A 24,448-nucleotide genomic window follows, 5' to 3' on the forward strand; every position below is an offset into this window, starting at 1 on the left:
CGCGTCTGCTCGTCACACATCGCCGGGCTGTCTCGTCTGAGGGGTATGACACAGAAAACCCGCATCGAGCCCCTGCCCCCCAAGCGCGCCGGATTGCTGATCCGGGCCATGTACCGGATAGCCAAGCGTCGCTACGGCCAAGTTCCCGAACCGTTCGCCGTGGCCGCGCATCATCGCAAGCTGATGACCGCGAGCGCCATGCACGAGACGATGGTCGAGCGGGCGTCGAAAACCCTTCCGGCCAGCGTGCGTGAGCTGGCGGTGTTGTGGACCGCGCGCCAGATCGGCTGCTCGTGGTGCGTCGACTTCGGATCGATGCTGCAGCGCCTGGACGGCCTGGACGTGGAGCGGCTCAAGGAGATCGACAACTACGCCACCTCGCCGGCCTATACCGACGACGAGCGCGCCGCCATCGCCTATGCCGACGCGATGACCACCGATCCGCACACCGTCACCGACGAGCAGGTCGACGACCTGCGGGCCCGCTTCGGCGATGCCGGGGTGTTCGAGCTGACCTATCAAATTGGGTTGGAGAACATGCGCGCGCGGGTGAACACCGCGCTAGGCATCACCGAGCAGGGCTTCAATTCGGGTGACGCGTGCCGGATTCCCTGGGCTAGCGACGATCGCAAGCGCGGCGTAGCCGGGCGCAGCGGGTCGTCGCCAATTGGCTAGCGAACCAGGGCGTGGGCTGATCAGCCCTCCTGGGCGGGCTCGATCTCGATATAGGTGGTCGGAATACTGAGCGCCGCGCTGCCCTTGTCCAGAGTGCGCTCGAACAACTTCATCGGCAGGCTCCAGTTCGCCGCAATCACCTTGTACGCGTGGGCGTGTTCGGACTCGGGCAAGATCCTGGCCTTTCCGGCGACCGCTTGCCCTTTTGGCTTGCCCCGAAGACTGCTGGGCACCACAACGACACGCGGATTGTTGTTGATCCGCTTCACCTTTCCGGTGGACGCATCCGTTCGCACGTAGATCTTTCCGTCTGCGACACCGTGGTTTATCGGGCTCGGCATCGCCTCGCCGGAACGCTTGAACGTCACCAACAAGATTTGCCGCGTTTTGTCGAAACCGGTGAAGTCCTTACCTTGCGGGGACACAGCGCCGACGTCGAAGGCGCTGCGGTGGCGCATCATGTCCATACCGCGGAACATCAATTTGCCCATCGTTTCGGTGACGCTGCCGCCCATGTGCTCTCTCTCCAATCTGCGCCTGACTCGACTGACTTACGGCTGCTCGCGCCGCAGCGGAGAGCCGGTGAACTTCTCGGGATTGGCGACATCCCATAAGGCGCAAACCTTTCCGTCACGCACCGTCATCGCCATGATCCGCGGGCACATCTCGCGGTAGCCGTCGGCAGCGGGGAAGCCGGCGGTGTAGATGCCCAGCTCGCCGTTGACCAGTCCTGCTTGATAGGACGTGTAGAAGGCGGGCCCGTAGCGGTTGGCAAGGCCGAGCATGAACCGGACCACCTTGTCCGGGCCGTGGATGACGTGAACGGCCGTGGGCGCCTTGCCATTTGAATCGCCGGTGAAGATGACGTCCGGGTGCAGCAAGGAGACCACCGCCTCCAGATCGCCGGCGGCCATGGCGGCCAACAACTTTCCCACCACCTCGTTGTGCGATGGGTCGGGTTCGGGCGGCGGCTCGGCCGCGACGGCCTTGCGGGCCCGCGAGGCCAGCTGCCGGGCGGCGGCCTCGCTGGTACCCAGCGCCTCGGCAACCTCCGCGAACGGCACGTCGAACCCGTCATGCAAGACGAACGCGACCCGCTGGTCGGGCGAGAGGCGCTCCAGCACCACCATCGCCGCGAACCGGGCGTCCTCGCCGGCCACCACCGCGGACAGCGGGTCGGCTTCGGAAGCGGGCGGGCCGAATCCGGTGACGACGGGCTCGGGCAGCCAGTTTCCGGTGTAGGTCTCGCGCCGGTGCGCCGCCGAGCGCAGCCTGTCCAGACCAAGCCGGCTCACCACCGTGGTCAACCACGCCCGCAGGTCGGTGATCTGCGTTCCCTTGTCGGGGTCCTGGCGGTGCCAGCGCAGCCAGGCGTCTTGGACGATGTCCTCGGCGTCGGCGACCGTGCCGGTCAGCCGGTAGGCGACCGACATGAGATGCGGTCGCAACGACTCGAATTCGCTGACCTGTTGCGCTGAGGTCATATCGCCGAGCCTAGCCCGGCGACGGCGAGCGCCGAAACGGCGCGAGCGAGGAGTCGGGCAAACCAACCAAGCCCGGCGACGGCGAGCGCCGAAACGGCGCGAGTGAGGAGTCGGGCAATCCAACCAAGCCCGAAGCGGGCGCTACGCTCACCACCAATGACCGACAACCTGTGGCTGCACTTCTCCCGGCACGGCCCGGGAATCACGCCGCCGATCATCACCCGCGGCGAGGGCGTCACCATCTTCGACAACCACGGCAAGAGTTACCTCGACGGCCTGTCCGGGCTGTTCACCGTGCAGGTCGGTCACGGGCGGGCCGAGCTCGCCGAGGCCGCCGCCCGGCAGGCGGGCACGCTGGCGTTCTTTCCCCTGTGGGGATACGCCACCCCGACGGCGATCGAGCTCGCCGAGCGCCTCGCCGGCTACACCCCGGGCGACCTCAACCGCGTCTTCTTCACCACCGGCGGCACCGAGGCCGTCGAGACCGCGTGGAAACTGGCCAAGCAGTACTTCAAGCTCACCGGCAAACCCAGTAAGCACAAGGTGATTTCGCGGTCGGTCGCCTACCACGGCACCACCCAGGGCGCCCTGGCGATCACCGGGCTGCCCCGCTACAAGGCGCCCTTCGAACCGGTGACGCCCGGGGGCTTCCGGGTGCCCAACACCAACTTCTACCGGGCGCCGGAACCGCTGCGCACCGACCCGAAAGCCTTCGGGCAGTGGGCCGCGGACCGCATCGCCGAGGCTATCGAGTTCGAGGGCCCCGACACCGTGGCGGCGGTGTTCCTGGAGCCGGTGCAGAACGCCGGTGGCAGCATCCCGCCTCCCCCAGGCTATTTCGAGCGCGTGCGGGAAATCTGCGACGAATACGACGTGCTGCTGGTCTCCGACGAGGTGATCTGCGCGTTCGGCCGCATCGGGTCGATGTTCGCCTGTGACGACTTCGGCTACGTGCCCGACATGATCACCTGCGCCAAGGGAATGACGTCGGGCTACTCACCGATCGGCGCCATGATCGCCAGCGAGCGCCTGTTCGAGCCGTTCAACGACGGCGCGACGATGTTCCCGCACGGCTATACCTTTGGCGGCCACCCGGTTTCGGCGGCCGTCGGGCTGGCCAACCTCGACATCTTCGAGCGCGAGGCGCTCAACGATCACGTCCGGGCCAGCGCGCCGGCCTTGCGCGCCACCCTGGAAAAGCTCTACGACCTGCCGATCGTCGGCGACGTGCGCGGCGAGGGGTTTTTCTTTGGCGTGGAACTGGTCAAGGACAAGGCGACCAAGCAGACGTTCAGCGACGACGAGCGCCGGCCGCTGCTGGCGCGGGTGGGCTCGGCACTGTTCGATGCCGGGTTGTATTGCCGCACCGACGACCGTGGCGATTCCGTCATTCAACTGGCGCCGCCGCTGATCAGCGGCCAGGCCGAGTTCGACACCATCGAGGCCATCCTGCGTGAGGTGCTGCACGAGGAGTCGGCGCGGCTCTAGCCGGATGGTGGCGACCCGCTGCGCCCGGCTTCGCCGCGCTTGCGATCGCCACTAGCCGCTAGCCCGCTTGACCGCGTCGGCGGCCAGCATCACCTCGCGGGCGTGCGGGGCGCTCGGGTTGCGCCCGAACCGCGAGACGGCGTTGCACAACCATGCCAGCGCCGACCGCAGCTCCGGCTCGGTGGCGGCGTCACGGTGCAGCGTGAGTTCCGCCAGCACCTGATCGAGCCCGGAACGCCGCACCTGGGTCGCCTTCTCGACCTGTTTGAGCAGATCCTTCAGCGCGCGCGGGGTGACACCGGCCGCGCCGTCGCGCCGGCGCCGCAGCCTGGCCCACAATCGGTCGTCGGGAATGGCGAATCCTCTGAAGTCGGTGCGGGCGGGCGCTTTCCCGCGGACCGCGCGCCCAGCGTATCCCGGGGCCGCCGCCCCGGCTGAGTAACTTCCGTCTCATCCGTCACAGCGCGGCTCCTCGGATTCGGGCCCCCGATCGCTTAAGGTGCACAGACGATGAGCTTCCTACGTTCGATGTCGTGCCTGGTCGCAGCGGGTTTCGTGGCCTGGGCTCCCGCCACGATTGCCTTGCCGCTCGCGCTGCCACCCGCCAAGGCCGAACCCGGCGCCGAACCCAACGCCGCGCCCGCGAGCTGCCCGTACAAGGTGAACACCCCGCCGGCGGTGGACTCGTCGGAGGTCCCCACGGCCGGCGATCCCCCGATCCCGCTGGCGGTGCCCGCCAAGCCGGTCGGGGGTGACGCCCTGGCCAGTTGCGGCATTGTCGCCGCACCCAATACGCCGCCGCTCCCGGGCGACGTGTCCGCCGAGGCCTGGCTGGTGGCCGACCTGGACAGCGGCGCGGTCATCGCCGCCAAAGACCCGCACGGCCGGCACCGCCCGGCCAGCATCATCAAGGTGCTGGTGGCGATGGCCGCCATCAACACGCTCAACCTGAACAAGTCGGTCGCCGGAACCACCGATGACGCGGCCGCCGAGGGCACCAAAGTCGGCGTCCAGGAAGGCGGCGTGTTCACCGTCAACCAGCTGCTGCACGGGCTGCTGATGCACTCCGGCAACGACGCCGCCCACGCGCTGGCCATGCAGCTCGGCGGCATGCAGCAAGCGCTGGAGAAGATCAACGTGCTGGCCGCCAAGCTCGGCGGCCAGGACACCCGGGTGGCGACGCCGTCCGGGCTGGACGCGCCCGGCATGAGCACCTCGGCCTACGACATCGGGCTGTTCTATCGCTACGCGTGGCAGAACCCCACGTTCGCCAACATCGTCGCGACCCGGACGTTCGACTTCCCCGGCCACGGCGACCACCCCGGCTACGAGCTGGAGAACGACAACCAGCTGCTCTACAAGTATCCCGGCGCCCTGGGCGGCAAGACCGGCTACACCGACGACGCGGGCCAGACGTTCGTGGGCGCGGCCAACCATGACGGGCGGCGGCTGGTGGCGGTGCTGCTGCACGGGACGCGGCAACCGATCGCGCCGTGGGAACAGGCCGCCCATCTGCTGGACTACGGGTTCGCCACCCCGCAGGGCACGCAGGTCGGCTCGCTGGTCGCTCCCGACCCGTCGCTGGCGCCCGCCAAGAGCGACACCGCCGCCGACCGGCTCGCCAATAACGCCGCGGCCGGCGCGATCATCGGCTCGGCGGACGCCATGCCGGTCCGGGTGGGCGTCGCTGTCATCGGCGCCATCATCGTGTTTAGCTTGATCATGGCCGCACGCTCGATGAACCGCCGACCCCAACACCGCTGAGCGCCGGTGGGCACCGGATCGCGGCGCGGCCTGCTGGTCGGGCTGACCGCCGCCAGCGTGGGCGTCATCTATGGCTATGACCTGTCCATCATCGCCGGTGCGCAGTTGTTCGTCACCGAGGATTTCGGGCTGTCCACGCGGCAACAGGAACTGCTGACGACGATGGTGGTGATCGGCCAGATCATCGGGGCGCTCGGCGCCGGTGTGCTGGCCAACGTGATCGGCCGCAAACGCTCGGTCGTGCTGATCCTGTTCGCCTACGCGGCTTTCGCGCTGCTGGCCGCGTTCTCGGTGTCGCTGACGATGCTGCTGGGGGCGCGCCTGCTCGTCGGGCTGACCATCGGCGTGACGGTCGTGGTCGTCCCGGTGTACGTGGCGGAATCGGCGCCGACGGCGGTGCGTGGCTCGCTGCTGACGGCTTACCAGCTGGCGATCGTCAGCGGGCTCATTGTCGGATACGTGACCGGCTACCTGCTGGCCGGCACGCACAGCTGGCGGTGGATGCTGGGGTTGGCGTGCGTGCCCGCACTGCTGTTGGCGCCGTTGGTGATTCGGATGCCCGATACGGCCCGGTGGTACGTGCTCAAAGGCCGGGTCGACGACGCCCGGCGGGCGCTGCTGCGGGTGGAGCCCGACGCGCGGGTGGACGACGAGCTGGCCGATATCGGCCGGGCGGTCAGCGAAGGTGGCGGCCGGCTCTCCGAGATGCTGCCGGAAATGGTTCGCAGGCCCTATCTTCGGGCGACTGTCTTCGTCGTCGTTCTCGGCTTCCTGATCCAGATCACGGGCATCAACGCGATCATCTACTACAGCCCCCGGATCTTCGAGGCCATGGGCTTCACCGGAAATTTCGCGCTGCTGGGTCTGCCGGCGCTGGTCCAGGTGGCCGGATTGGCCGCCGTCGGCACGGCGCTGCTGCTGGTCGACCGGGTGGGCCGGCGGCCAATCCTGTTGTGCGGCACCGCGATGATGATCGGCGCCGATGTCGTGCTGATGGCCGTGTTCGGCCGTGGGATCGGCGGCGCGGTCGCCGGGTTCGCCGGCGTGTTGCTGTTCATCTTCGGCTACACCATGGGTTTCGGCTCCCTGGGCTGGGTGTACGCCAGCGAAAGCTTCCCGTCCCGGCTGCGCTCCATCGGGTCGAGCACCATGCTGACCTCCAACCTGGTGGCCAACGCCATCATCGCCGCCGTCTTCCTGACCATGCTGCATTCCTTGGGCGGCGCAGGGACTTTCGCGGCGTTCGCCGCGTTCGCGTTGATCGCGTTCGTCTTCGTCTATCGGTATGCGCCGGAGACCAAGGGCCGCCAGCTCGAGGACATCCGCCACTTCTGGGAGAATGGCGGCCGGTGGGACTGATCGCCGCGGGAACCATGGTCGTGGACGGGCGACTCTGCCGACCGGGCTGGCTCGAGACCGCTGGCGGGCGGATCGCGGCCGCCGCGCCCGGGCCGCCGCCGCGCCCGCCCGACCGCGACTACCCCGATTGCACTGTGGTGCCGGGATTTATCGACATGCACGTGCACGGCGGCGGGGGCGCTTCCTACACCGACGCCGACGGCATCGGCGAGGCCGCCGCCTTCCACCTGCGTCACGGCACCACCACGACGCTGGCCAGCCTGGTGACCGCCGCTCCCCCGGAATTGCTCAGTGGGGTGCGCGCGCTCACCGACGCCACCAGGAGTGGCACGATCGCGGGCATCCATCTCGAAGGCCCCTGGCTGAGCCGGGCACGGTGCGGGGCCCACGACCGCACCCAGATGCGCGACCCGGACCCCGACGAGATCGACGCGCTGCTGACCGCCGCCGGCGACGCGATCAAGATGGTCACCCTGGCGCCGGAGCTGCGCGGCGCCGACGCCGCCATCCGGCGTTTCCTGGACGCGGGAGTAGTTGTGGCGGTGGGCCATACCGATGCGACCTACGAGCAGACCCGCCGCGCCATCGAGCTGGGCGCCACGGTGGGCACGCATCTGTTCAACGCGATGCCGCCGCTGCACCACCGCGACCCCGGCCCGGCGCTCGCGCTGCTGCGGGACCCACGGGTGACCGTCGAGCTCATCGCCGACGGCGTGCACCTACACCCGGACGTGGCGCGCGCGGTGATCGAGGCCGCCGGCGCGGACCGCGTCGCCGTGATCACCGACGCGATCGCCGCGGCGGGCCGCGCCGACGGCGCGTATCGGCTCGGCGCGGTACGCATCGACGTGGTCTCCGGCGTCGCGCGGGTGCAGGGGACGTCGACGATCGCGGGCAGCACGGCCACCATGGATCGGCTCTTTCGCGCCGTGGCCGGGTTCGGCGCGAACCGCGACGCCGGGCTGGCCGCGGCAGTTCAGGTGACGTCGGCGACGCCGGCGCGCGCGCTGGGGCTCGAACGGGTCGGTAGCCTGCTGCCCGGCTACGACGCCAATCTTGTGGTGCTCGACCGTGATTTGCGGGTGAGCGACGTCATGGCGCGCGGCGACTGGCTCTGAGCGTTAACATCGGAGACGTCAGCACCTGACACCGGACGAGGGGCCCCGTACCCGGCCAGCGACAAGACGGGCGCCGTGGAGGTGCGCAATGGCATGGCTCGTCTTGGTCGCGTCGGGCGTCCTGGAGGCGGTGTGGGCGACCGCCCTGAACAAGTCCGACGGCTTCTCCCGGCTCGGCCCTTCGCTGGTCTTCGTTGTCGCGCTGGCGCTTTCGATGGCAGGGCTGGCGACCGCGATGCGCACGCTGCCGGTCGGAACCAGTTACGCGGTCTGGGTCGGCGTCGGGGCCGTGCTGACGGTGGGCTACGCGGCGCTGATCGGCGAGGAACCGGCGTCGTTGACCAAGCTGTTGCTGATCGGCGGCATCGTGGCCTGCATCGCGGGCTTGAAGTTGGTCAGCTAGCGGCCACGGCGGGCCAACCCGGCAATCCGCGAAAGTGCCAGCGCCCCAACGGCTCCCAGCCCCATCGCGGTCAGCGTCTGGCGGGTGCTCAGACCTTCGTCCATGTGCACCCGCGGCGCGATGATAGCCGGGGCCGGGGGCTCCACAGGGCGGTCGCGCGGGTCGGTGGATGCCGTCGCCCCCCACGCGGTGCAGAACAACACGAGATAGGCGGTGATGTAGGCGAACACCATCAACCCCAGCACCGGACCGAACGCCGCGCCCGCGGGGCTGCGCAACACCGTCTTCAAATAGATCGACCCCACCTGCTTGAACACTTCGAAGCCGACGGCCGCGATCAGCCCGGCCCGCATCGAATCGACGAAGCTGACCTTCTCCCGGGGCAGGCGCGCGATCATCCACGTGAACAGCAGCCACGACACCAAGGTCGCGATCAGGATCGAGAAAAGCCAGAACAGCCAGTCGAACACCGCGAATTGCGGCACGCCAAGCCATTTCAGCAACGCGGCCATCGGCGCGGCGTGGCCGACGGTGGTCAGCGCGACGGTGGCCAGGATCACCGCGAACGTCCCCACCATCGCCAGCAGATCGGAGAACTTGCTCCGCACGAAGCCCGGCGACTCGACGTGCGAGTCCCACCACATCTCGGTCAGCGCCTGCCGCAGGTGCGATATCCAGCCCAGCCCCGCCCACACCGCGGTGACCAGACCGATGACACCGACCGAAGTCCGGGCGTCGATGGCCGAGTTCATCAACTCCTGCAGCTGATTACCCAGCGTGCCCGACACCTGGGACCGGATGTGGTCATCGATCGTGCTCAGCAGGTGCGGCCGCCGGGCCAGCACGAAGCCGAACACCGCGAAACCGACCATGAGCAACGGGAACAACGCGAAAATCGTGTAATACGTGAGGCCGGCGGCGAAGAACCCGCCGTTGCGCTCGTCGAAACGCTGGTAGGCGCGGATGACATGGTCGAGCCACCCGTGCCGGGACCGCAGCCGATCAAGAAACCCCTCCTCGGCCGGCTCGCTCATGGTGAAACGTCTTACCTCCGTTGCGGAAGGAACCCAAGCCGATCGTAAACCCGCTGGACCGTCTTCCCGGCGACATCCTGGGCCCGTTCGGCGCCGGCCGCCAAAACGGCCTCCAATTCGGCCAAGTCGGCCATCAGTTCGTCGACGCGGGCCTTGATCGGGGCGACGAACTCGACCACCGCCTCGGCGGTGTCCTTCTTCAGATCGCCGTAACCCTTTCCGGCATAGCCCTCGACGAGCTTGTCGACGCCGACGCCGCTGACCGCCGACTGGATGGTCAGCAGGTTGGACACGCCGGGCTTGGCGTCGGTGTCGAAGCGGATCTCGCGCTCGCTGTCGGTCACCGCCGACCGAATCTTCTTGGCCGACAACGCCGGATCGCCGAGCAGGTTGATCAGCCCGGCGTCGGTGGCCGCGGATTTGCTCATCTTCGACGTGGGGTCTTGTAGGTCGTAGATCTTCGCGGTCGCCTTGGGGATGAGCACGTCGGGCACCACGAACGTGTCCGGGAATCGGGCGTTGAACCGCTGCGCCACGTCGCGGGCCAGCTCGAGGTGCTGGCGCTGGTCTTCGCCCACCGGCACCAGGTCGGTGTCGTAGGCCAGCACGTCGGCGGCCTGCAGCACCGGATAGGTGAACAAACCCACGGTGGTGGAGTCGGCGCCCTGGCGCAGCGACTTGTCCTTGAACTGCGTCATCCGCGACGCCTGCCCGAAGCCGGTGAAGCAGCCCAGCACCCACGCCAACTGGGAGTGGGCGGGCACGTGGCTCTGCACGAACACGGTGCTGCGCGCCGGGTCGATGCCCAGGGCCAGGTATTGGGCGGCGGTGACTAGGGTCCGCCGCCGCAGCGCCTCGGGATCCTGGGCGACGGTGATGGCATGGAGGTCGACCACGCAGAAGAACGCGTCATGGTCGTCCTGCAGTTCGACCCAGTGGGTGACGGCGCCCAACGCGTTACCCAGGTGAAGCGAATCGGACGTGGGCTGCACGCCGGAGAAAATGCGGCTGGATCCGGTAGCGGTGCTCATGATGCACCGATCTTTTCACGCGCGGCCGCCCCGCCCGGTGTGCGGCCAGCCTCACCCTCGATGCCGAGTGTGCGGCGTGCCGGCCGCTCGCGATCGGCCCGCCTTGCGATACCGGCGGTACCGCCTTTAATGTCGGGCTATGCACAACCTCGTCTGCTCGGCTCCCCGCTCGTGAGACCCGCTCACTCGGCGTCGTCCTCGGCCCGTCCCCCGATTCATCTCGGTTCCGGCGAGCCGGTCGTGCTACTCCACGGGTTTTTGATGTCGCAGACGGTGTGGGATCCGGTGGCGCCGCGGCTGGCCGACACCGGCCGCTACGAGGTCTTCGCCCCAACCATGGCCGGGCACAACGGCGGCCCCTACGCGGGCACCTGGCTGCTGAGCTCGTCGGTGCTGGCCGACCACGTCGAACGCCAGCTCGACCAACTCGGCTGGGAGAGCGCGCACCTGGTGGGCAACTCGCTGGGCGGCTGGGTGGCCTTCGAGCTGGAGCGGCGCGGGCGGGCGCGCAGCGTCACCGGCGTCGGCGCCGCGGGCGGGTGGACGCGCTGGAGCCCGGTCAAATTCGAGGTCATCAGCAAGTTCATCGCCGGGATGCCGATCCTGGGACTGGCCCGGCTGCTGGGCCCGCGCGCGCTGCGGCTGCCGCTGAGCCGCCGCCTGGCGACCCTGCCGCTGAGCGCCACCCCGGAAGGGGTCAGCGACGAGCAACTGCGCGGTGTGGTCGACGACGCCGCGCACTGCCCGGCCTACTTCCAGCTGCTGATCAAGTCGCTGCTGCAGCCCGGCCTGCTGGAGCTGGCGCAGACCGCCGTGCCCGTGCAGCTGGTGCTGTGCGAGAAGGACCGGGTCGTGCCGCCCAGCAGGTTCAGCCGGCATTTCACCGACTTTTTGCCCGAGGGAACGAAGATCACCAAGCTCGACGGCGTCGGGCACGTGCCGATGTTCGAGGCGCCGGAGCGGATCACCGCGGCCATCGCCGACTTCATCGACGAGTGCACCGCGGGCCCGGACCGGCTTTCCGACCGGCACCGGCCGCCGGCTAGCTAGCCAGTTCCTTTTCCAGGTTCTCCGCGATCGAGTCGAGGAATTCCTCGCTCTGCTGCCACTCCTGGTCGGGCCCGATCAGGATGGCGAGGTCCTTGGTCATCTTCCCGCTGTCGACGGTGGAGACGACGACGTTTTCCAGCGTCTGCGCGAACTCGACCACCTCGGGGGTGTCGTCCAGCTTGCCGCGGTGCGCCAGTCCCCGCGTCCAGGCGAAGATCGAGGCGATCGGGTTGGTCGAGGTCGGCTTGCCGGCCTGGTACTGGCGGAAGTGCCGGGTGACGGTGCCATGCGCGGCCTCGGCCTCGACCGTCTTGCCGTCGGCCGTCATCAGCACCGAGGTCATCAGCCCCAGCGAGCCGTAGCCCTGGGCGATGGCGTCGGATTGCACGTCGCCGTCGTAGTTCTTGCACGCCCACACGTAGCCGCCCTCCCACTTGAGGCAGGCGGCGACCATGTCGTCGATCAGCCGGTGCTCGTAGGTCAGGCCCTCGGCCTCGAACTGCTCCTTGAATTCCTCGTCGTAGATGCGCTGGAACTCGTCTTTGAACATGCCGTCGTAGGCCTTGAGGATGGTGTTCTTGGTGGACAGGTACACCGGCCACTTGGCGTTCAGGCCGTACTTGAACGACGCGCGCGCGAAGTCGCGCACGGAGTCCTTGAAGTTGTACATCCCCATCACCACGCCGCCGTCGTCGGGCAGGGACACCATCTCGTGGACCATCGGCTCGCTGCCGTCGGCCGGGGTGAACGTGATGGCGACGGTGCCGGGCTTGTCGACCTTGAAGTTGGTCGCCCGGTACTGGTCGCCGAACGCGTGGCGGCCGATGACGATCGGTTTGGTCCAGCCCGGAACCAGGCGTGGCACGTTGGAGATGACGATCGGTTCGCGGAAGATGGTGCCGCCCAAGATGTTCCGGATCGTCCCGTTCGGCGACAGCCACATCTTCTTGAGGTTGAATTCGGAGACGCGGGCCTCGTCGGGGGTGATCGTCGCGCACTTGACGCCCACGCCGTGCTTCTTGATGGCGTAGGCCGCGTCGATCGTCACCTGGTCGTCGGTGCGGTCACGGTGCTCGATGCCCAGGTCGTAGTAGTCCAGATCGATGTCGAGGTGCGGAAGGATCAGCTGGTCCTTGATCAGCTTCCAGATGACGCGGGTCATCTCGTCGCCGTCGAGCTCGACCACGCGGCCCTTGACCTTGATCTTGGCTTCTTTGGAACCCGGGCTCGACATCGGTGCCTTTCCTGCGGCGTCAGCCTTGTGCGGCGGCCAGCACTTCGTTGAACGTCTTGCTCGGCCGCATCACCGCCGTCGTCTTCTCGCTGTCCGGGTAGTAGTACCCACCGATGTCGACCGACTCACCCTGCACCTCGGCGAGTTCGCCCACGATGGTGTCCTCGTTCTCGGCCAACGAGTCCGCCAGCGCGGCGAAGCGCTCGCGCAAATCCTCGTCGTCGTCTTGCGCGGCGAGTTCCTGGGCCCAGTACAGCGCCAGGTAGAACTGGCTGCCGCGGTTGTCGAGTTCACCGGTCTTGCGCGACGGACTCTTGTTGTTGTCCAACAGCTTTCCGATCGCGGCATCCAGCGTCTTGCCCAAGAGCTTGGCGCGCTCGTTGTCGGTCTTGATGCCGATGTCCTCGAAACACGCTCCCAGGGCCAGGAATTCACCGAGGGAGTCCCAGCGCAGGTGGTTCTCCTCGACGAGCTGGTGGACGTGCTTGGGCGCCGAACCGCCCGCGCCGGTTTCGTACATTCCGCCGCCGGCCATCAACGGCACGATGGACAGCATCTTGGCGCTGGTGCCCAGCTCCAGGATCGGGAACAGGTCGGTGAGGTAGTCGCGCAGGATGTTTCCGGTGGCGGCGATCGTGTCCTGGCCGCGCATCGCGCGCTCCAGCGTGTACCTCATGGCCCACACCTGCGGCATGATGTTGATGTCCAGGCCCTCGGTGTCGTGTTCCTTGAGGTACTCCTTGACCTTCTTGCGCAGCTCGACCTCGTGCGGGCGTTCGGTGTCGAGCCAGAACACCACGGTCATGCCCGAGTTGCGCGCCCGGGTGACGGCCAGCTTGACCCAGTCCCGGATCGCTTCGTCCCGCACGATGGGCATGCGCCAGATGTCGCCGGCCTCCACGTTCTGGGTGAGCAGGACCTCCCCGGTGTCGAGGTCGACGATGTTGGCGACGCCGCCCTCGGGGATCTCGAAGGTCTTGTCATGCGAGCCGTACTCCTCGGCCTGCTGCGCCATCAGCCCGACGTTGGGGACCGTGCCCATCGTCGTCGGATCGAACTGCCCGTGGGTCTTGCAGAAGTTGATGATCTCTTGGTAGATCCGGGAAAAGGTGGACTCGGGGTTGACGGCCTTGGTGTCCTTCTGCCGACCGTCGGCGCCCCACATCTTGCCGCCTGCGCGGATCATCGCCGGCATCGACGCGTCGACGATCACGTCGCTGGGCGAATGAAAGTTGGTGATGCCCTTGGCCGAATCGACCATCGCGAGCTCGGGCCGGTGCTCGTGGCAGGCGTGCAGGTCGCGGATGATCTCCTCGTGCAGCGACGCCGGCAGCGACTCGATCTTGCTGTACAGATCGACCAATCCGTTGTTGACGTCGACGCCGAGTTCGTCGAAGAGCTCCTGGTGCTTGGCGAAGGCCTCCTTGTAGAAGATCTTCACGGCGTGGCCGAAGACGATGGGGTGGGAGACCTTCATCATCGTCGCCTTGACGTGCAGCGAGAACATCACGCCGGTCTCGTAGGCGTCCTGCATCTGCTCCTCGTAGAACTCGACGAGGGCCTTCTTGCTCATGAACATGGAGTCGATGACGTCGGCGTTGCGCAGCGACACCATCGGCTTGAGCACGATCGTCTCGCCGCTTTCGGTCTCCAGCTCCATCTTCACGTTGCGCGCGCGGTCCAGCGTCATCGACTTCTCGCCGTGATAGAAGTCGCCGCCGCGCATGGTCGCGACGTGGGTGCGCGACGCCGGCGACCAGGGCGCCATGCTGTGCGGATGCTTGCGCGCATACTCCTTGACGGCCTTGGGTGCGCGTCGGTCCGAGTTGCCTTGCCGCAGTACGGGATTCACGGCGCTGCCCAGGCATTTGGCGTAGCGGTCGCGAATTTCTTTGTCCTCGTCGGTCTTCGGGCTCTGCGGAAAGTCCGGAATCTTGAATCCCTTGCCTTGCAGCTCCTTGACGGCGGCGATCAGCTGCGGCACCGAGGCGCTGATGTTCGGCAGCTTGATGATGTTGGTATCGGCCAGCTTCGTCAGCCGGCCCAACTCCGCGAGGTTGTCCGGGACCCGCTGCTCTTCGGTCAGGTGTTCGGGGAACTCGGCGAGGATCCGGGCGGCCACGGAGATGTCGCTGGTCTTGATCTCGATGCCCGCGGGTTCGGCGAAGGCACGCACGATCGGCAGGAACGCGTAGGTCGCCAGCAGCGGCGCCTCGTCGGTCAGCGTGTAGATGACGGTCGGCTTTTCGGCGCTCACGGTCCCTCTCCCGGCGTGATTATGGTCAGATCTGTGGGGGGCTCAGCAATCTAACTGCCACGTTATCAAGGGTGTTTGGACAGGTGTCGACCTGCGTCTGCACCGCGACAGTTGGCAGCGGGTCGGCACAGTAAGATAGTCTTCGTATTGGTCATGAGCGCCAGCGACAAGCCCCGGCTTGCTGGCCGGCAACCCTCCAACCGCGGTGGGGTGCCCCGGGTGATGACCAGGTCTAGTAGCCACAGGCTGCGCGGCAAGCGCGGGTCCGCCATAACGGACCCCTGACTAGAGGGGACACGTGATGTGCTTCTGTCCAGCTCCTTGCGATCATCGGCTCGCCTTGGTGGAGCCGCTGATGTGCGCGACCGTGCGCCGCTGCTAGCCGGCCGGCCGTAAGGCCCCGCTGAAGACCCGAGCCCATATTTCAGGAGAAAGCCAACCCACGTGAGTTCCGACAGTTCTTCTTCCAACGGCACCACCAGCGAGAACACCGATCCGACCGCGCATTGGTCGTTCGAGACCAAGCAGGTGCACGCCGGGCAGCAGCCCGACCCGGCCACCAACGCCCGCGCCCTGCCGATCTACCAGACCACCTCGTACGTCTTCGACGACACCACGCACGCCGCCGCCCTGTTCGGGCTGGAGGTGCCGGGCAACATCTACACCCGGATCGGCAACCCGACCACCGACGTCGTCGAGCAGCGCATCGCCGCGCTCGAGGGCGGTGTGGCGGCGCTGTTCCTGAGCTCCGGCCAGGCGGCGGCCACGTTCGCCATCTTGAACATCGCGTGTGCCGGAGATCACATCGTCTCGAGCCCCAGGCTCTACGGCGGGACCTACAACCTGTTCCACTACTCGCTGGCCAAGCTCGGCATCGAGGTCAGCTTCGTGGAGGACCCCGACGATCTGGATTCGTGGCGGGCCGCGGCGCGGCCGAACACCAAGGCGTTCTTCGCCGAGACCATCTCCAATCCGCAGATCGACATCCTGGACATCCCCGGTGTCGGCGGGGTCGCCCACGACACGGGCGTCCCGCTGATCGTCGACAACACGATCGCCACGCCCTACCTGATCCAGCCGCTGAAGCACGGCGCGGACATCGTCGTGCACTCGGCCACCAAGTACCTCGGCGGCCACGGCTCGGCGATCGCCGGGGTGGTCGTCGACGGCGGCACGTTCGACTGGACGCAGGGCCGTTTCCCGGGGTTCACCACGCCGGACCCGAGCTACCACGGGGTGGTGTTCGCCGAGCTCGGTCCGCCGGCCTACGCGCTCAAGGCGCGCGTGCAGCTGCTGCGCGACCTCGGTTCGGCCGCCGCGCCGTTCAACGCGTTCCTGGTCGCCCAGGGCATCGAGACGCTGAGCCTGCGCGTCGAGCGTCACGTCGCCAACGCCCAGCGCGTGGCCGAGTTCTTGTCCGGCCACGACGGCGTGCTCTCGGTGAACTATGCGGGACTGCCCAGCTCGCCCTGGCACGAGCGGGCAAAGGAGCTGGCGCCCAAGGGAACCGGGGCGGTGCTGTCGTTCGAGCTGGCCGGCGGCATCGAGGCCGGCAAGGCCTTCGTGAACGCGCTGAAGTTGCACAGCCACGTCGCCAACATCGGCGACGTGCGTTCCCTGGTGATCCACCCGGCCTCCACGACGCACGCCCAGCTGTCCCCGCAGGAGCAGCTGAGCACCGGGGTCAGCCCGGGCCTGGTGCGGCTGGCGGTCGGCATCGAGGGGATCGACGACATCCTGGCCGACCTGGAGCTCGGCTTCGCCGCGGCGGCCAAATTCGGCGCGACCGCCGGAGCCTCGGGCACCGATCCGCACGCCGTGGCGGCGTTCTGAAGGAGACCGCCCCGATGACGATCCCCGACGCGCCCACCCAAACGCTGCCCGACGAAGGCGAAATCGGCTTTGTCCACATCGGCTCGCTGACCACCGAAAGCGGCGCGGTGATCGACGACGTGCACATCGCCGTGCAGCGCTGGGGCGAGTTGTCGCCCACGCGCGACAACGTGGTGGTGGTGCTGCACGCGCTGACCGGTGACTCGCACGTCACCGGCCCGGCCGGACCAGGACATCCCACCGGCGGCTGGTGGGACGGCATGGTCGGGCCGGGAGCCCCGATCGACACCGACCGGTGGTGCGCGGTGGCCACCAACGTGCTCGGCGGTTGCCGCGGCTCCACCGGGCCCAGCTCGCGGACCCGGGACGGAAAGCCTTGGGGCTCAAGGTTCCCGCGGATTTCGATCCGCGACCAGGTGGAGGCCGACATCGCCGCGCTGGCCGCGCTGGGGATCGACGAGGTCGCCGCGGTGGTCGGTGGATCCATGGGCGGCGCAAGGGCTTTGGAGTGGATGGTCGGTCACCCGGACCGGGTCCGGTCTGGGCTGCTGCTGGCGGTGGGCGCGCGCGCCACCGCCGATCAGATCGGTACCCAGTCCACGCAGATCGCGGTGATCGAGGCCGACCCGAACTGGCAGGGCGGCGACTATCATGACACCGGGCTGGCGCCCGACACCGGGCTGGCGATCGCGCGGCGCTTCGCCCACCTGACCTACCGCGGCGAGGTGGACCTGGACACCCGGTTCGCCAATGACGCGCAGGGCGACGAGGATCCCGCCGCCGGCGGCCGCTACGCGGTGCAAAGCTATCTGGAGTACCAGGGCGACAAGCTGCTCGAGCGCTTCGACGCGGGCAGCTACGTGGTATTGACCGAGGCGCTGAACACTCACGACGTCGGCCGGGGCCGCGGCGGGGTGGCCAAGGCGCTGCGCGGCTGCCCGGTGCCGGCGGTGGTGGGCGGCATCACGTCCGACCGGCTCTACCCGCTGCGTCTGCAGGAGGAGTTGGCCGAGCACCTGCCGGGCTGCACCGCTTTGCAGGTGGTCGACTCACTCTGCGGGCACGACGGCTTCCTGGTGGAATCCGACGCGGTGGGCGAATTGATCCGCAAGACACTGGTTTTGGCCGGCGCGGACAGCAGGGAAGGCACGTCGCAACGGTGACCCGCTCGCGGCACGACCGCTCCTTGTCATTCGGCTCGGCGGCCGCGGCCTATGAGCGTGGCCGCCCGTCCTATCCCCCGGAAGCGATCGACTGGCTGTTGCCGGTCGGCGCGCGCCAGGTGCTCGACCTGGGGGCGGGCACCGGCAAGCTGACGACCCGGCTGGTGGAGCGCGGCCTGGACGTCGTGGCCGTCGATCCGATCCCGGACATGCTGGAGGTGCTGCGGACCTCGCTGCCCGAGACCCGCGCCCTGCTGGGCACGGCCGAAGAGATTCCGTTGGAAGACAACAGCGTTGACGTGGTGCTGGTGGCCCAGGCCTGGCATTGGGTGGACCCCGAGCGCGCGATACCCGAGGTGGCCCGCGTGCTACGGCCGGGCGGGCGGCTGGGCCTGGTGTGGAACACCCGCGACGAACGGCTCGGCTGGGTGCGCGAACTGGGCCGGATCATCGGCAGCGACGGCGACGGCGGCCGCACCCAGGTGCAGCTGCCCGAGCCGTTCACCGACCTCGCGCAGCATCGGGTCGAGTGGACGAGTTACCTTACGCCGCAAGCATTGATCGACCTCGTCGCGTCGCGCAGCTACTGCATCACCTCGCCGACCGAGGTTCGCTCCAGAACGCTCGACGAGGTGCGCCAGTTGCTGGCCACCCATCCGGCGCTGGCGAATGCGACCGGGCTGGCGCTGCCCTATATCACCATGTGCACCCGGGCGACGCTGGCCGGCTGAGCGCCCGCGTAGTGTCTCGTCGCATGGAGCAGCGACTGAGTCTGATCACCCTGGGCGTTGCCGATCTGGACCGCGCCCGCCGCTTCTATGAGCGCCTGGGCTGGCACGGTCAAGTGGTGCAGGAGACCGTCTTCTTTCAGGCGGGCGGCATCGCGGTGAGTCTGTGGGCGCGAGAGAAGCTTTCGGCCGATCTCGGCATCGCCGATCAAGGCGATGACGGTTTCGGCGGCATCGCCTTGGCTCACAACGTGCGGTCGCGCGCCGAAGTGGACGAGATCCTGGCCGCGGCAACAGATGCCGGAGCCACCATCACCCGCGCCGCTGCCGAAACGTTCTACGGCGGGTATGCGGGCGCGTTCCGCGATCCCGATGGTCACGCATGGGAGATCGCCCACAACCCCGGGTTCGCGCTAGCCGACGACGGCGCGATCACAGTCCCCGACTTCTCGGAAGGCTGATCCGTCGTTCAAGTACCCCGGCCCGGTTACCACCCGTCATCGTCGTCGTCACGCAGTAGTTTCTCCGGATGGTGGAAGGTGTTGGTGCGTGGCCGATTACGCTCGAGGTGGGGTGGTGGTTTCCATTCCCAGCTCCGCCGTTGGCAAACGAACACCAACGGAAAGGGAACCGCCCCAATGCCAACCATCCCCGAAATCACCACGACCGACGTCCAAAGGTTCGCCGCCGGCCGGGCCGAGGCCGTCCTGCAACAGCACGCCTTCGCGGCTGGTGATGTCCAGTATGACGTGTACGCGAGCCTCGGCTTCGACATCGGGTCGTGCGGTGATTCCGCCCGGCTGTTCGATGCGGCGTCGGTGCTGATGCAGTCCGGCAACGCGCTACGCCTTGCGCAACGACGCCACGCGATCGACGCCGCCAAGCAGCGCCACCCCGCAGGGCGTGCGCTGTGATCGGCCGTAGCTGGCCCGAACGCATCGCCGCAGCGGTTGCGGTGACCGCCGCCGTGACCTTCTGTGGGGCCGTCTATGTCGCCGCGGCGGTCGGCCTCGCCGCCGGTGCGATCACCGCTGTCATGTTCGGCGCTGTGCTGCTGGGCCAGTACCTCGGGGAGCGGAACCGATGAGCCGCCGCGGGTGGGCGCTGTCCGCGGTCGCCGCCCTTGCCATTGTCGCTGCACCCACGGCTCATGCCGACCCGGACCAGCAACCATTTGTGCCGGGAACGGTGGTTGACTGCGCCGGGCAGGCGGTGCCGTTGGATCCGCGGGTGTCTGTCCGTGACCCGTTGGGCACCCTGATTTTTCAGGAGATGCTCAAAGCGATGTGCGGGGCTGTACCGCCGGCGCCGCCGGCTCCGGTCGCGCCGGCCGGCGCACCATAAGCCCACCGCATACGAGAAACCGCCCCCGGTTGCCGGGGGCGGTTTTCGTTGTTCCGAGGGCGCTGCTACGGCCTTCCGGCGTAGCGCCACATTTGCAGCCGCTGACGTGAATCAATCTCGCGCTGCAACTCGTTGACGTCCTTGACGGTCACGCTGTCGATGTTCACGCTGAAGTTCGGCGCGTACCCGTTGGCCGCCTTGGGGTCCAGTTGAGGCATGCCCTGGGCGGCGATGGCGTGCATGTCTCCCCACTGGTCGGCGTTGAGAATCGGCTCAGGCTTGTTCGAGAGGTTCACCGCGATACCGTTCGGCTGCAGCCAGCCGCCGTCGTCGAACACTCCGGGCATGTCCAGCGGCACGAAATCCAGCGGACCCTGCGGCTTCTTCGGCTGTACGGGCGGCTGATCCGGCTGCGGGGCCATCGGGCCAGACTTCGGGGCCTGCGGCCCCAGCGGGGCGGTGGGCGCAAGGCTGGGCGTCGCGCCGGAAGGCGAAAGCCCCGGCGCGCCAACGGGTGCCGGCGTGAAGTTGCCGGTGCCCTCGGTGGCCAGCGGGACGCTCTGGCCGACCACCTGCTGTCCGGGCATCTGCCCCGGCTGCACCGGGCCGGCCGGGCTCGCGGCGCCGCCACCCGGGTTGTCCTGCTGCTGCTCGGCCTTCTCGCCGGTGGTCACTGCGGCGGCCTGGCCGGGCAGCTGCGGCATGAACTGCGACGGGTCTGTCTGGAAGAACCGCGGCACGCCGAACGGCAGCAGAATCTCGGCCAGGGCGTCGCCGCCGATACCGGCGAGCTGAAACCCGTACTGCACACCGCGTTCGGCCATTTTCGTGCCCACGCCGATCAAGAACTGCGAGGCGGCGCCCCCGGCCTGGCCGCCGGCGCCGAAGCTGCCGGCCGCCGCGGCGGCGGAGATCGCGGTCGACGCCGCAGAAGCGGCCTGCTCGATGAGGCCATTTACCGCTGATGCGCCCATCTGCATCGCACCGGACCACAGCGACGTACCGGCCTGGCCGCCGCCGCCCGCACCCGCGGGAATGTACCCCTGCGTGCGCAAATCGCTGCCCGCCGGTGCACCTGTCAACGCCGTCAGGGCGGCGGCTCCGTTCGGGCCAGGAGACTGCCCCGACGACAACGGGGTGTCGCTAGGCCCCGCCCCGGCGCCCGGAATGCCCTGCAAGGCGTTCTTCGCTTGATCCTGCGTCAGAACGATTTCCGGCTTACCGCTGGCGTTGTTGACCAACTGCAGACCAGGCGGGAGAGGCCCGCCGTCGTCGAACCCCGTGGGCACAAGGCCCTGAAGCAGCGCCGCCGCGTTCTCCCGCCCAGGCAAGCCCGCGCCCCAATCCGAACCAGATGGGTTGGACTGCAAAATCCTCGCCGCGATCTGGGCTTGCTGCTGCGGGGTAGCCGCAATCGCCGACGGCGCGAAACTCGTCCCGCCATGCGCTGCCCACGTCCGCGGGGTGATCTGGAACAGTCCCTCGGCCTCGTTACCGCCCGAGTTCGCGTCGATGATGCCCTGGCGCTGGTTGATGCCGCTCGATTCGCGGCCGATCAGGTGCGCCCACGCGGGATTAGGGGATGTCCATGTGCCGGAAGCGGTTTGAACAAGCGGGACGGCGGGGGCGCCGCCGCTGTTTCCGCTCGGCGCGGCACCAGGCTTACCTTGCGGCGCGAGCGCCGCAAACGGATTCATCGAACCCGTGACAGCGGTGTAGCCGTCCTCCACTGCGGGCGCTGAGCCGGGCAGCGGGATCGCTGACACGCCCGGCTTCGGGTGCACATTCTCGGGAAGCTGAACACCCTTGGTCGGGTCGGGTCCACCGAAGGGCGTGGCGCTGAGAAAATCTTTCACTCCCGAAAACCCGTTGGAAAGCTGGTGCATGAACCACAACGCCGAACCCGGGACTTCGGCGTATTTCGCCACGCCGAGCTGCGTTAGTGCGTCGTCCAGCTCTTTGGCCGCGGTCACGGTGAGACCGATCGGCCCGGCCGCGGCGCCGATGGACTCCAGGCCCTTCGCGGCTTTCGGCGAATTGGTGGCCAGCAAGCCCAAACCCGTTGCCGTGTCCTCGATGTCGCCCTTGATGTCCCTGAACGACTGCTGGGCATTCCCGGCCACGGTGCCGATCTTCTCGAAGACGTTGGCGGCGTCGCTTTGCCCAATCCCGTTGAGCGCGTCGCCAATCCCCGTCAGCGTCCCGCCGATGTCCTGGTTCTTCACCCCGGTGATGGATTTACCGATGCCATCCATAACGCTGATGACCTGATCGCCGTCCACGCCCAGGCTGCGCACCCACCCGCCCAGCGGCGAGTCCCCGATGGCGTTGCCGATAGCACGGCCGGCCTTCGCGGCGGCCTTGCCCATTTCGGCTTCAAGCGTGGTCCCGGCATCCTTGGCGCCCTGGCGGGCAGCCTCGAGGATTGATGAGCCCAAATCCTTGACGATCGAATCCCCGGTCCGCTTGGTCGCCTTGCCGAGTTCGTCGTTGACCGACTTCCCGGCATCCTTGGCGCCCTTGCTGACTCCCTTGTTCAGGGCTTCGCCGGCATCCTTGCCGACCTTCTCGGCGGTCTTGGTTGCCTTGCCCAGCTCCTCGCTGACGGACTTGCCAGCATCCTTGACGCCCTTGGTGATTCCGTCGTTCAACGCCTTCCCGGCCTGCTGGCCGGCCTTATCCGCGGCCTTTCCGACGCCGGTGATCTCGGCTGTGATCTCCTTCATGGCGTTGCCGGCCTTCTTGACCGTCAGCTCCACAAATCCCGAGGCGAGCTTCACTCCGTCGCTCATGTTGTTGTCTCCCTTTGTGATTGCAGCCTCACCGTGGACCCCGATACTTGGTCGAAGTCGGATAGTTGTCGTACAGGTTGGGCGGCATCCCACGCGGATCCGCTATCAGGTCTTCCAGCCACTGCAGCCGGCGCTCATCCTCTGGCGACGCCGGCCGCGCTTGGTTGCGCTTCACTCGGGCCATCAGCGCACCGCCCGCAGCCGCGACTCGTCCCGCGCCTTCCGCACGGAATCCCAGCGGCTGTTTGCGGCCCGCTGGTGGCGTTCAGACTTCGCCGGACCCTCGCCGATCTGCACCCGCGCCAGGTGGTCACCGATCGCCTTGTCGCAGGCCCGCAGTTCGGCCGAAATCTTCACGGCCAGGGCCGGGTCGTTCGCGGCCGCGGCGGCGTCCAGGGCGCGCTGCAGCAGCTCGACCCGATCCGCGGCGCGCGAGGCCGCCTCGAGGTGATGGAGTTCGTGTTCGCTCCACTCGTAGTCTTTGCTATCGCCTTCGCTGGCATCTGCAAGGGCGGCGTCCATCGTTGCCCGGAGGGCTTCACCGGCGGTCATTTCACCTCCCGATTCGAATGCTCGTGCGATGGCGATGCTGCGCACCGTCGAACCCGCGTGCGAAGAATGTTCCCGTTGCAATGCACGCAGAGGCACACGCTAAGTCCGGCCGTGGGCGCCGTGACCAGCGGCGGGGTCCCCTCCCCACCCCTCGCACTGTTGTTCGACACACTGCGGGCTCGTCGAGTCGCGCGCGGCCCACCGAGGCGAACGTAGCGCACGTCTGTTCGATGGCAGCCCCGCATGGTCGTCGCCAGCATAGTTTGCTGGCTGATCGGCAATGTTTGCTGGATGGTGCGGGCCGCAGCCGGGCGCGGCTGGCCGGCCATGATCAACCAGCCGCGCCCGCTGGGCAGCTGGGCGACCAGGGCTGCAGCGCACACCCCGCTGAGAGGATGAGCACGCGCCCGCGAGGTGGCCGCCCGAGTCATGTTGCCTAGCCGCCCGCCGCGGCCAACACCGCTGCCTCGTCGGCCCGCTGGGCCTCGTGCAGCTCGGTCGCCCGCCCGGTCGCCTCAGCCCAGCTCGGAAACCACAGCTTGCCGCCGCGGCTCAAACCCTCGAGGTAGGCGGACCCGGCGAATGCGGGGTCACGCCAACGAGTCACATCGACAACCGGGAACCGGCCACGCGGCCAGAGCAATTGGTCGCGCAGACGGTACAGGCTGTCGAGGCTCTGTTCGGTCACCGCGGCCGAGGCCACCGCTTCGGCGTCACGGTGCCGCCCAGCGCGCACCAGCGCGTCCAGCGGGATACCGCCAAGCGCAGCAACTGCTGTCAGCTTCTCGATGGCGACGTTTGCCTGCTTCGCGAGCTGGGCGTGGATCTCGTCGCGCGAGCCGTGGATGGCCTCGAGTATCGCATCGGCGGCGCCCATCTTGGCCTTGCCGAGCGCGTCGCGGATCGGCGCGGCGGCAATGTCGGCCAGCGCGATCCGTTCCAGCTCGGCCTGTTCCGCGCCGGCCACAATCGCCGCGGGCAGCGCGTCGGGCGGCGTGAGCCTGAACGCCTCGAGGCGGTCGAGGGTTTCGACCGCGGTGGCAACGGCTTTCGGTGGCTTCACGTCCAGCTCGTTGAGGCGGGACAGCGCCTGGCGGGCGCGGTGGATCAGGCCGGCATCGCGGTGGTAAGACATCATG

Annotated in this window: 22 protein-coding genes, 2 pseudogenes and 2 riboswitches; of the genes and pseudogenes, 13 read left to right on the plus strand and 11 right to left on the minus strand. The window is 68.1% G+C overall.

Features of this window, described 5'->3' with window-relative positions:
* Positions 1–6: 6 nt before the first annotated feature.
* Positions 7–675 (plus strand): annotated as a pseudogene (locus W7S_RS20715) (carboxymuconolactone decarboxylase family protein); the annotation flags it as partial.
* A gap of 20 nt (positions 676–695) precedes the next feature.
* Here W7S_RS20715 and W7S_RS20720 read toward each other — a convergent pair.
* Entirely contained in the window at positions 696–1,190 is a 495-nt protein-coding gene (locus W7S_RS20720) for a PPOX class F420-dependent oxidoreductase (protein WP_008260014.1), read from the minus strand.
* Between the two features lie 36 nt (positions 1,191–1,226).
* Positions 1,227–2,159 (minus strand): sigma-70 family RNA polymerase sigma factor, encoded by a 933-nt coding sequence (locus W7S_RS20725; RefSeq protein WP_008260015.1) that lies wholly within the window; start codon positions 2,157–2,159, stop codon positions 1,227–1,229.
* A 156-nt stretch (positions 2,160–2,315) separates the two neighbouring features.
* Here W7S_RS20725 and W7S_RS20730 point away from each other — a divergent pair, with 156 nt between their 5' ends.
* Positions 2,316–3,647, plus strand: coding sequence for an aspartate aminotransferase family protein (locus W7S_RS20730; protein ID WP_008260024.1), 1,332 nt, complete (start codon positions 2,316–2,318; stop codon positions 3,645–3,647).
* A gap of 51 nt (positions 3,648–3,698) precedes the next feature.
* Here W7S_RS20730 and W7S_RS20735 read toward each other — a convergent pair whose 3' ends face one another.
* Positions 3,699–3,986 carry a hypothetical protein gene (locus tag W7S_RS20735; protein WP_008260026.1) on the minus strand — a complete coding sequence of 96 codons (288 nt, stop codon included), beginning with the start codon at positions 3,984–3,986 and terminating at the stop codon, positions 3,699–3,701.
* A 171-nt stretch (positions 3,987–4,157) separates the two neighbouring features.
* On the opposite strand from W7S_RS20735, the gene W7S_RS20740 reads away from it, so the two are divergent.
* From W7S_RS20740 to W7S_RS20755, 4 genes are all read left to right on the plus strand, one after another.
* Entirely contained in the window at positions 4,158–5,411 is a 1,254-nt protein-coding gene (locus tag W7S_RS20740) for a D-alanyl-D-alanine carboxypeptidase family protein (RefSeq protein ID WP_014712290.1), read from the plus strand.
* A gap of 6 nt (positions 5,412–5,417) precedes the next feature.
* The gene (locus W7S_RS20745; RefSeq protein WP_009954102.1) at positions 5,418–6,770 is read left to right on the plus strand and encodes a sugar porter family MFS transporter; all 1,353 of its coding nucleotides are present in this window, start codon (positions 5,418–5,420) and stop codon (positions 6,768–6,770) included.
* Positions 6,761–7,888 carry an N-acetylglucosamine-6-phosphate deacetylase gene (nagA, locus tag W7S_RS20750; RefSeq protein WP_014712291.1) on the plus strand — a complete coding sequence of 376 codons (1,128 nt, stop codon included), beginning with the start codon at positions 6,761–6,763 and terminating at the stop codon, positions 7,886–7,888. The genes W7S_RS20745 and nagA overlap by 10 nt, the downstream gene beginning before the upstream one ends.
* Positions 7,889–7,900: 12 nt before the next feature.
* Positions 7,901–7,963, plus strand: a riboswitch (guanidine-III (ykkC-III) riboswitch).
* A gap of 13 nt (positions 7,964–7,976) precedes the next feature.
* Positions 7,977–8,291, plus strand: a complete 315-nt coding sequence (locus tag W7S_RS20755) for a multidrug efflux SMR transporter (RefSeq protein WP_009954104.1) — start codon at positions 7,977–7,979, stop codon at positions 8,289–8,291.
* Here the strand turns inward: W7S_RS20755 and yhjD are convergent.
* Both yhjD and trpS read right to left on the minus strand, forming a co-directional pair.
* The gene (yhjD, locus tag W7S_RS20760; protein ID WP_009954105.1) at positions 8,288–9,325 is read right to left on the minus strand and encodes an inner membrane protein YhjD; all 1,038 of its coding nucleotides are present in this window, start codon (positions 9,323–9,325) and stop codon (positions 8,288–8,290) included. The genes W7S_RS20755 and yhjD overlap by 4 nt on opposite strands.
* An 11-nt stretch (positions 9,326–9,336) precedes the next feature.
* A complete protein-coding gene (trpS, locus tag W7S_RS20765; RefSeq protein ID WP_014383221.1) occupies positions 9,337–10,356 on the minus strand; it encodes a tryptophan--tRNA ligase in 1,020 nt (339 codons plus the stop codon).
* A gap of 240 nt (positions 10,357–10,596) precedes the next feature.
* Between trpS and W7S_RS20770 the strand changes: the two genes are divergently transcribed.
* Positions 10,597–11,406, plus strand: coding sequence for an alpha/beta fold hydrolase (locus W7S_RS20770; RefSeq protein WP_014383222.1), 810 nt, complete (start codon positions 10,597–10,599; stop codon positions 11,404–11,406).
* On the opposite strand, the gene W7S_RS20775 is transcribed toward W7S_RS20770, so the two are convergent.
* Entirely contained in the window at positions 11,399–12,640 is a 1,242-nt protein-coding gene (locus W7S_RS20775) for an NADP-dependent isocitrate dehydrogenase (RefSeq protein ID WP_014383223.1), read from the minus strand. The genes W7S_RS20770 and W7S_RS20775 overlap by 8 nt on opposite strands.
* A gap of 19 nt (positions 12,641–12,659) precedes the next feature.
* Positions 12,660–14,897 carry an NADP-dependent isocitrate dehydrogenase gene (locus tag W7S_RS20780; protein ID WP_014381030.1) on the minus strand — a complete coding sequence of 746 codons (2,238 nt, stop codon included), beginning with the start codon at positions 14,895–14,897 and terminating at the stop codon, positions 12,660–12,662.
* Between the two features lie 149 nt (positions 14,898–15,046).
* Positions 15,047–15,163, plus strand: a riboswitch (SAM riboswitch).
* 178 nt (positions 15,164–15,341) lie between these two features.
* Between W7S_RS20780 and W7S_RS20785 the strand changes: the two genes are divergently transcribed.
* Genes W7S_RS20785 through W7S_RS20800 form a run of 4 tightly spaced genes read left to right on the plus strand, consistent with a single transcriptional unit; the run spans position 15,342 to position 19,082 of the window.
* On the plus strand, positions 15,342–16,730 hold the full coding sequence (locus W7S_RS20785; protein WP_009954112.1) for a bifunctional o-acetylhomoserine/o-acetylserine sulfhydrylase: 1,389 nt from the start codon (positions 15,342–15,344) through the stop codon (positions 16,728–16,730).
* 14 nt (positions 16,731–16,744) lie between these two features.
* Entirely contained in the window at positions 16,745–17,893 is a 1,149-nt protein-coding gene (locus tag W7S_RS20790; RefSeq protein ID WP_009954114.1) for a homoserine O-acetyltransferase, read from the plus strand.
* Positions 17,890–18,624 (plus strand): class I SAM-dependent methyltransferase, encoded by a 735-nt coding sequence (locus W7S_RS20795; RefSeq protein WP_009954115.1) that lies wholly within the window; start codon positions 17,890–17,892, stop codon positions 18,622–18,624. The genes W7S_RS20790 and W7S_RS20795 overlap by 4 nt, the downstream gene beginning before the upstream one ends.
* A gap of 23 nt (positions 18,625–18,647) precedes the next feature.
* Positions 18,648–19,082, plus strand: coding sequence for a VOC family protein (locus tag W7S_RS20800; RefSeq protein ID WP_009954116.1), 435 nt, complete (start codon positions 18,648–18,650; stop codon positions 19,080–19,082).
* A 26-nt stretch (positions 19,083–19,108) separates the two neighbouring features.
* Here the strand turns inward: W7S_RS20800 and W7S_RS27905 are convergent.
* Positions 19,109–19,210 (minus strand): annotated as a pseudogene (locus W7S_RS27905) (hypothetical protein); the annotation flags it as partial.
* 49 nt (positions 19,211–19,259) lie between these two features.
* Between W7S_RS27905 and W7S_RS20805 the strand changes: the two are divergent.
* Together W7S_RS20805 and W7S_RS27220 are read left to right on the plus strand one after the other, a co-directional pair.
* Positions 19,260–19,535: a hypothetical protein gene (locus W7S_RS20805; protein ID WP_014712256.1), complete on the plus strand. Its 276-nt coding sequence runs from the start codon at positions 19,260–19,262 to the stop codon at positions 19,533–19,535.
* Positions 19,532–19,708 carry a hypothetical protein gene (locus W7S_RS27220; RefSeq protein ID WP_168160326.1) on the plus strand — a complete coding sequence of 59 codons (177 nt, stop codon included), beginning with the start codon at positions 19,532–19,534 and terminating at the stop codon, positions 19,706–19,708. Before W7S_RS20805 ends, W7S_RS27220 begins: the two co-directional genes overlap by 4 nt.
* 322 nt (positions 19,709–20,030) lie before the next feature.
* Here W7S_RS27220 and W7S_RS20810 read toward each other — a convergent pair whose 3' ends face one another.
* The 3 genes from W7S_RS20810 to W7S_RS20820 all read right to left on the minus strand — a co-directional run bounded on the left by W7S_RS20810 (position 20,031) and on the right by W7S_RS20820 (position 24,444).
* Positions 20,031–22,757 carry a transglycosylase family protein gene (locus tag W7S_RS20810; protein WP_014712292.1) on the minus strand — a complete coding sequence of 909 codons (2,727 nt, stop codon included), beginning with the start codon at positions 22,755–22,757 and terminating at the stop codon, positions 20,031–20,033.
* Between the two features lie 183 nt (positions 22,758–22,940).
* A complete protein-coding gene (locus W7S_RS20815; RefSeq protein ID WP_041298008.1) occupies positions 22,941–23,354 on the minus strand; it encodes a hypothetical protein in 414 nt (137 codons plus the stop codon).
* A 391-nt stretch (positions 23,355–23,745) separates the two neighbouring features.
* Positions 23,746–24,444 (minus strand): hypothetical protein, encoded by a 699-nt coding sequence (locus W7S_RS20820; protein WP_014712294.1) that lies wholly within the window; start codon positions 24,442–24,444, stop codon positions 23,746–23,748.
* Positions 24,445–24,448 lie beyond the last annotated feature (4 nt).

It is taken from the genome of Mycobacterium sp. MOTT36Y (assembly GCF_000262165.1).
Taxonomy (GTDB): domain Bacteria; phylum Actinomycetota; class Actinomycetes; order Mycobacteriales; family Mycobacteriaceae; genus Mycobacterium; species Mycobacterium intracellulare.

What these genes read in the sequence shown, in the direction of transcription:
- W7S_RS20720 (WP_008260014.1), bottom strand. Translation starts at nt 1,190, where the DNA reads ATGGGCGGCAGCGTCACCGAAACGATGGGCAAATTGATGTTCCGCGGT.
- W7S_RS20725 (WP_008260015.1), bottom strand. Translation starts at nt 2,159, where the DNA reads ATGACCTCAGCGCAACAGGTCAGCGAATTCGAGTCGTTGCGACCGCAT.
- W7S_RS20730 (WP_008260024.1), top strand. Translation starts at nt 2,316, where the DNA reads ATGACCGACAACCTGTGGCTGCACTTCTCCCGGCACGGCCCGGGAATC.
- W7S_RS20740 (WP_014712290.1), top strand. Translation starts at nt 4,158, where the DNA reads ATGAGCTTCCTACGTTCGATGTCGTGCCTGGTCGCAGCGGGTTTCGTG.
- W7S_RS20755 (WP_009954104.1), top strand. Translation starts at nt 7,977, where the DNA reads ATGGCATGGCTCGTCTTGGTCGCGTCGGGCGTCCTGGAGGCGGTGTGG.
- yhjD (WP_009954105.1), bottom strand. Translation starts at nt 9,325, where the DNA reads ATGAGCGAGCCGGCCGAGGAGGGGTTTCTTGATCGGCTGCGGTCCCGG.
- trpS (WP_014383221.1), bottom strand. Translation starts at nt 10,356, where the DNA reads ATGAGCACCGCTACCGGATCCAGCCGCATTTTCTCCGGCGTGCAGCCC.
- W7S_RS20775 (WP_014383223.1), bottom strand. Translation starts at nt 12,640, where the DNA reads ATGTCGAGCCCGGGTTCCAAAGAAGCCAAGATCAAGGTCAAGGGCCGC.
- W7S_RS20790 (WP_009954114.1), top strand. Translation starts at nt 16,745, where the DNA reads ATGACGATCCCCGACGCGCCCACCCAAACGCTGCCCGACGAAGGCGAA.
- W7S_RS20800 (WP_009954116.1), top strand. Translation starts at nt 18,648, where the DNA reads ATGGAGCAGCGACTGAGTCTGATCACCCTGGGCGTTGCCGATCTGGAC.
- W7S_RS20805 (WP_014712256.1), top strand. Translation starts at nt 19,260, where the DNA reads ATGCCAACCATCCCCGAAATCACCACGACCGACGTCCAAAGGTTCGCC.
- W7S_RS20810 (WP_014712292.1), bottom strand. Translation starts at nt 22,757, where the DNA reads ATGAGCGACGGAGTGAAGCTCGCCTCGGGATTTGTGGAGCTGACGGTC.
- W7S_RS20820 (WP_014712294.1), bottom strand. Translation starts at nt 24,444, where the DNA reads ATGTCTTACCACCGCGATGCCGGCCTGATCCACCGCGCCCGCCAGGCG.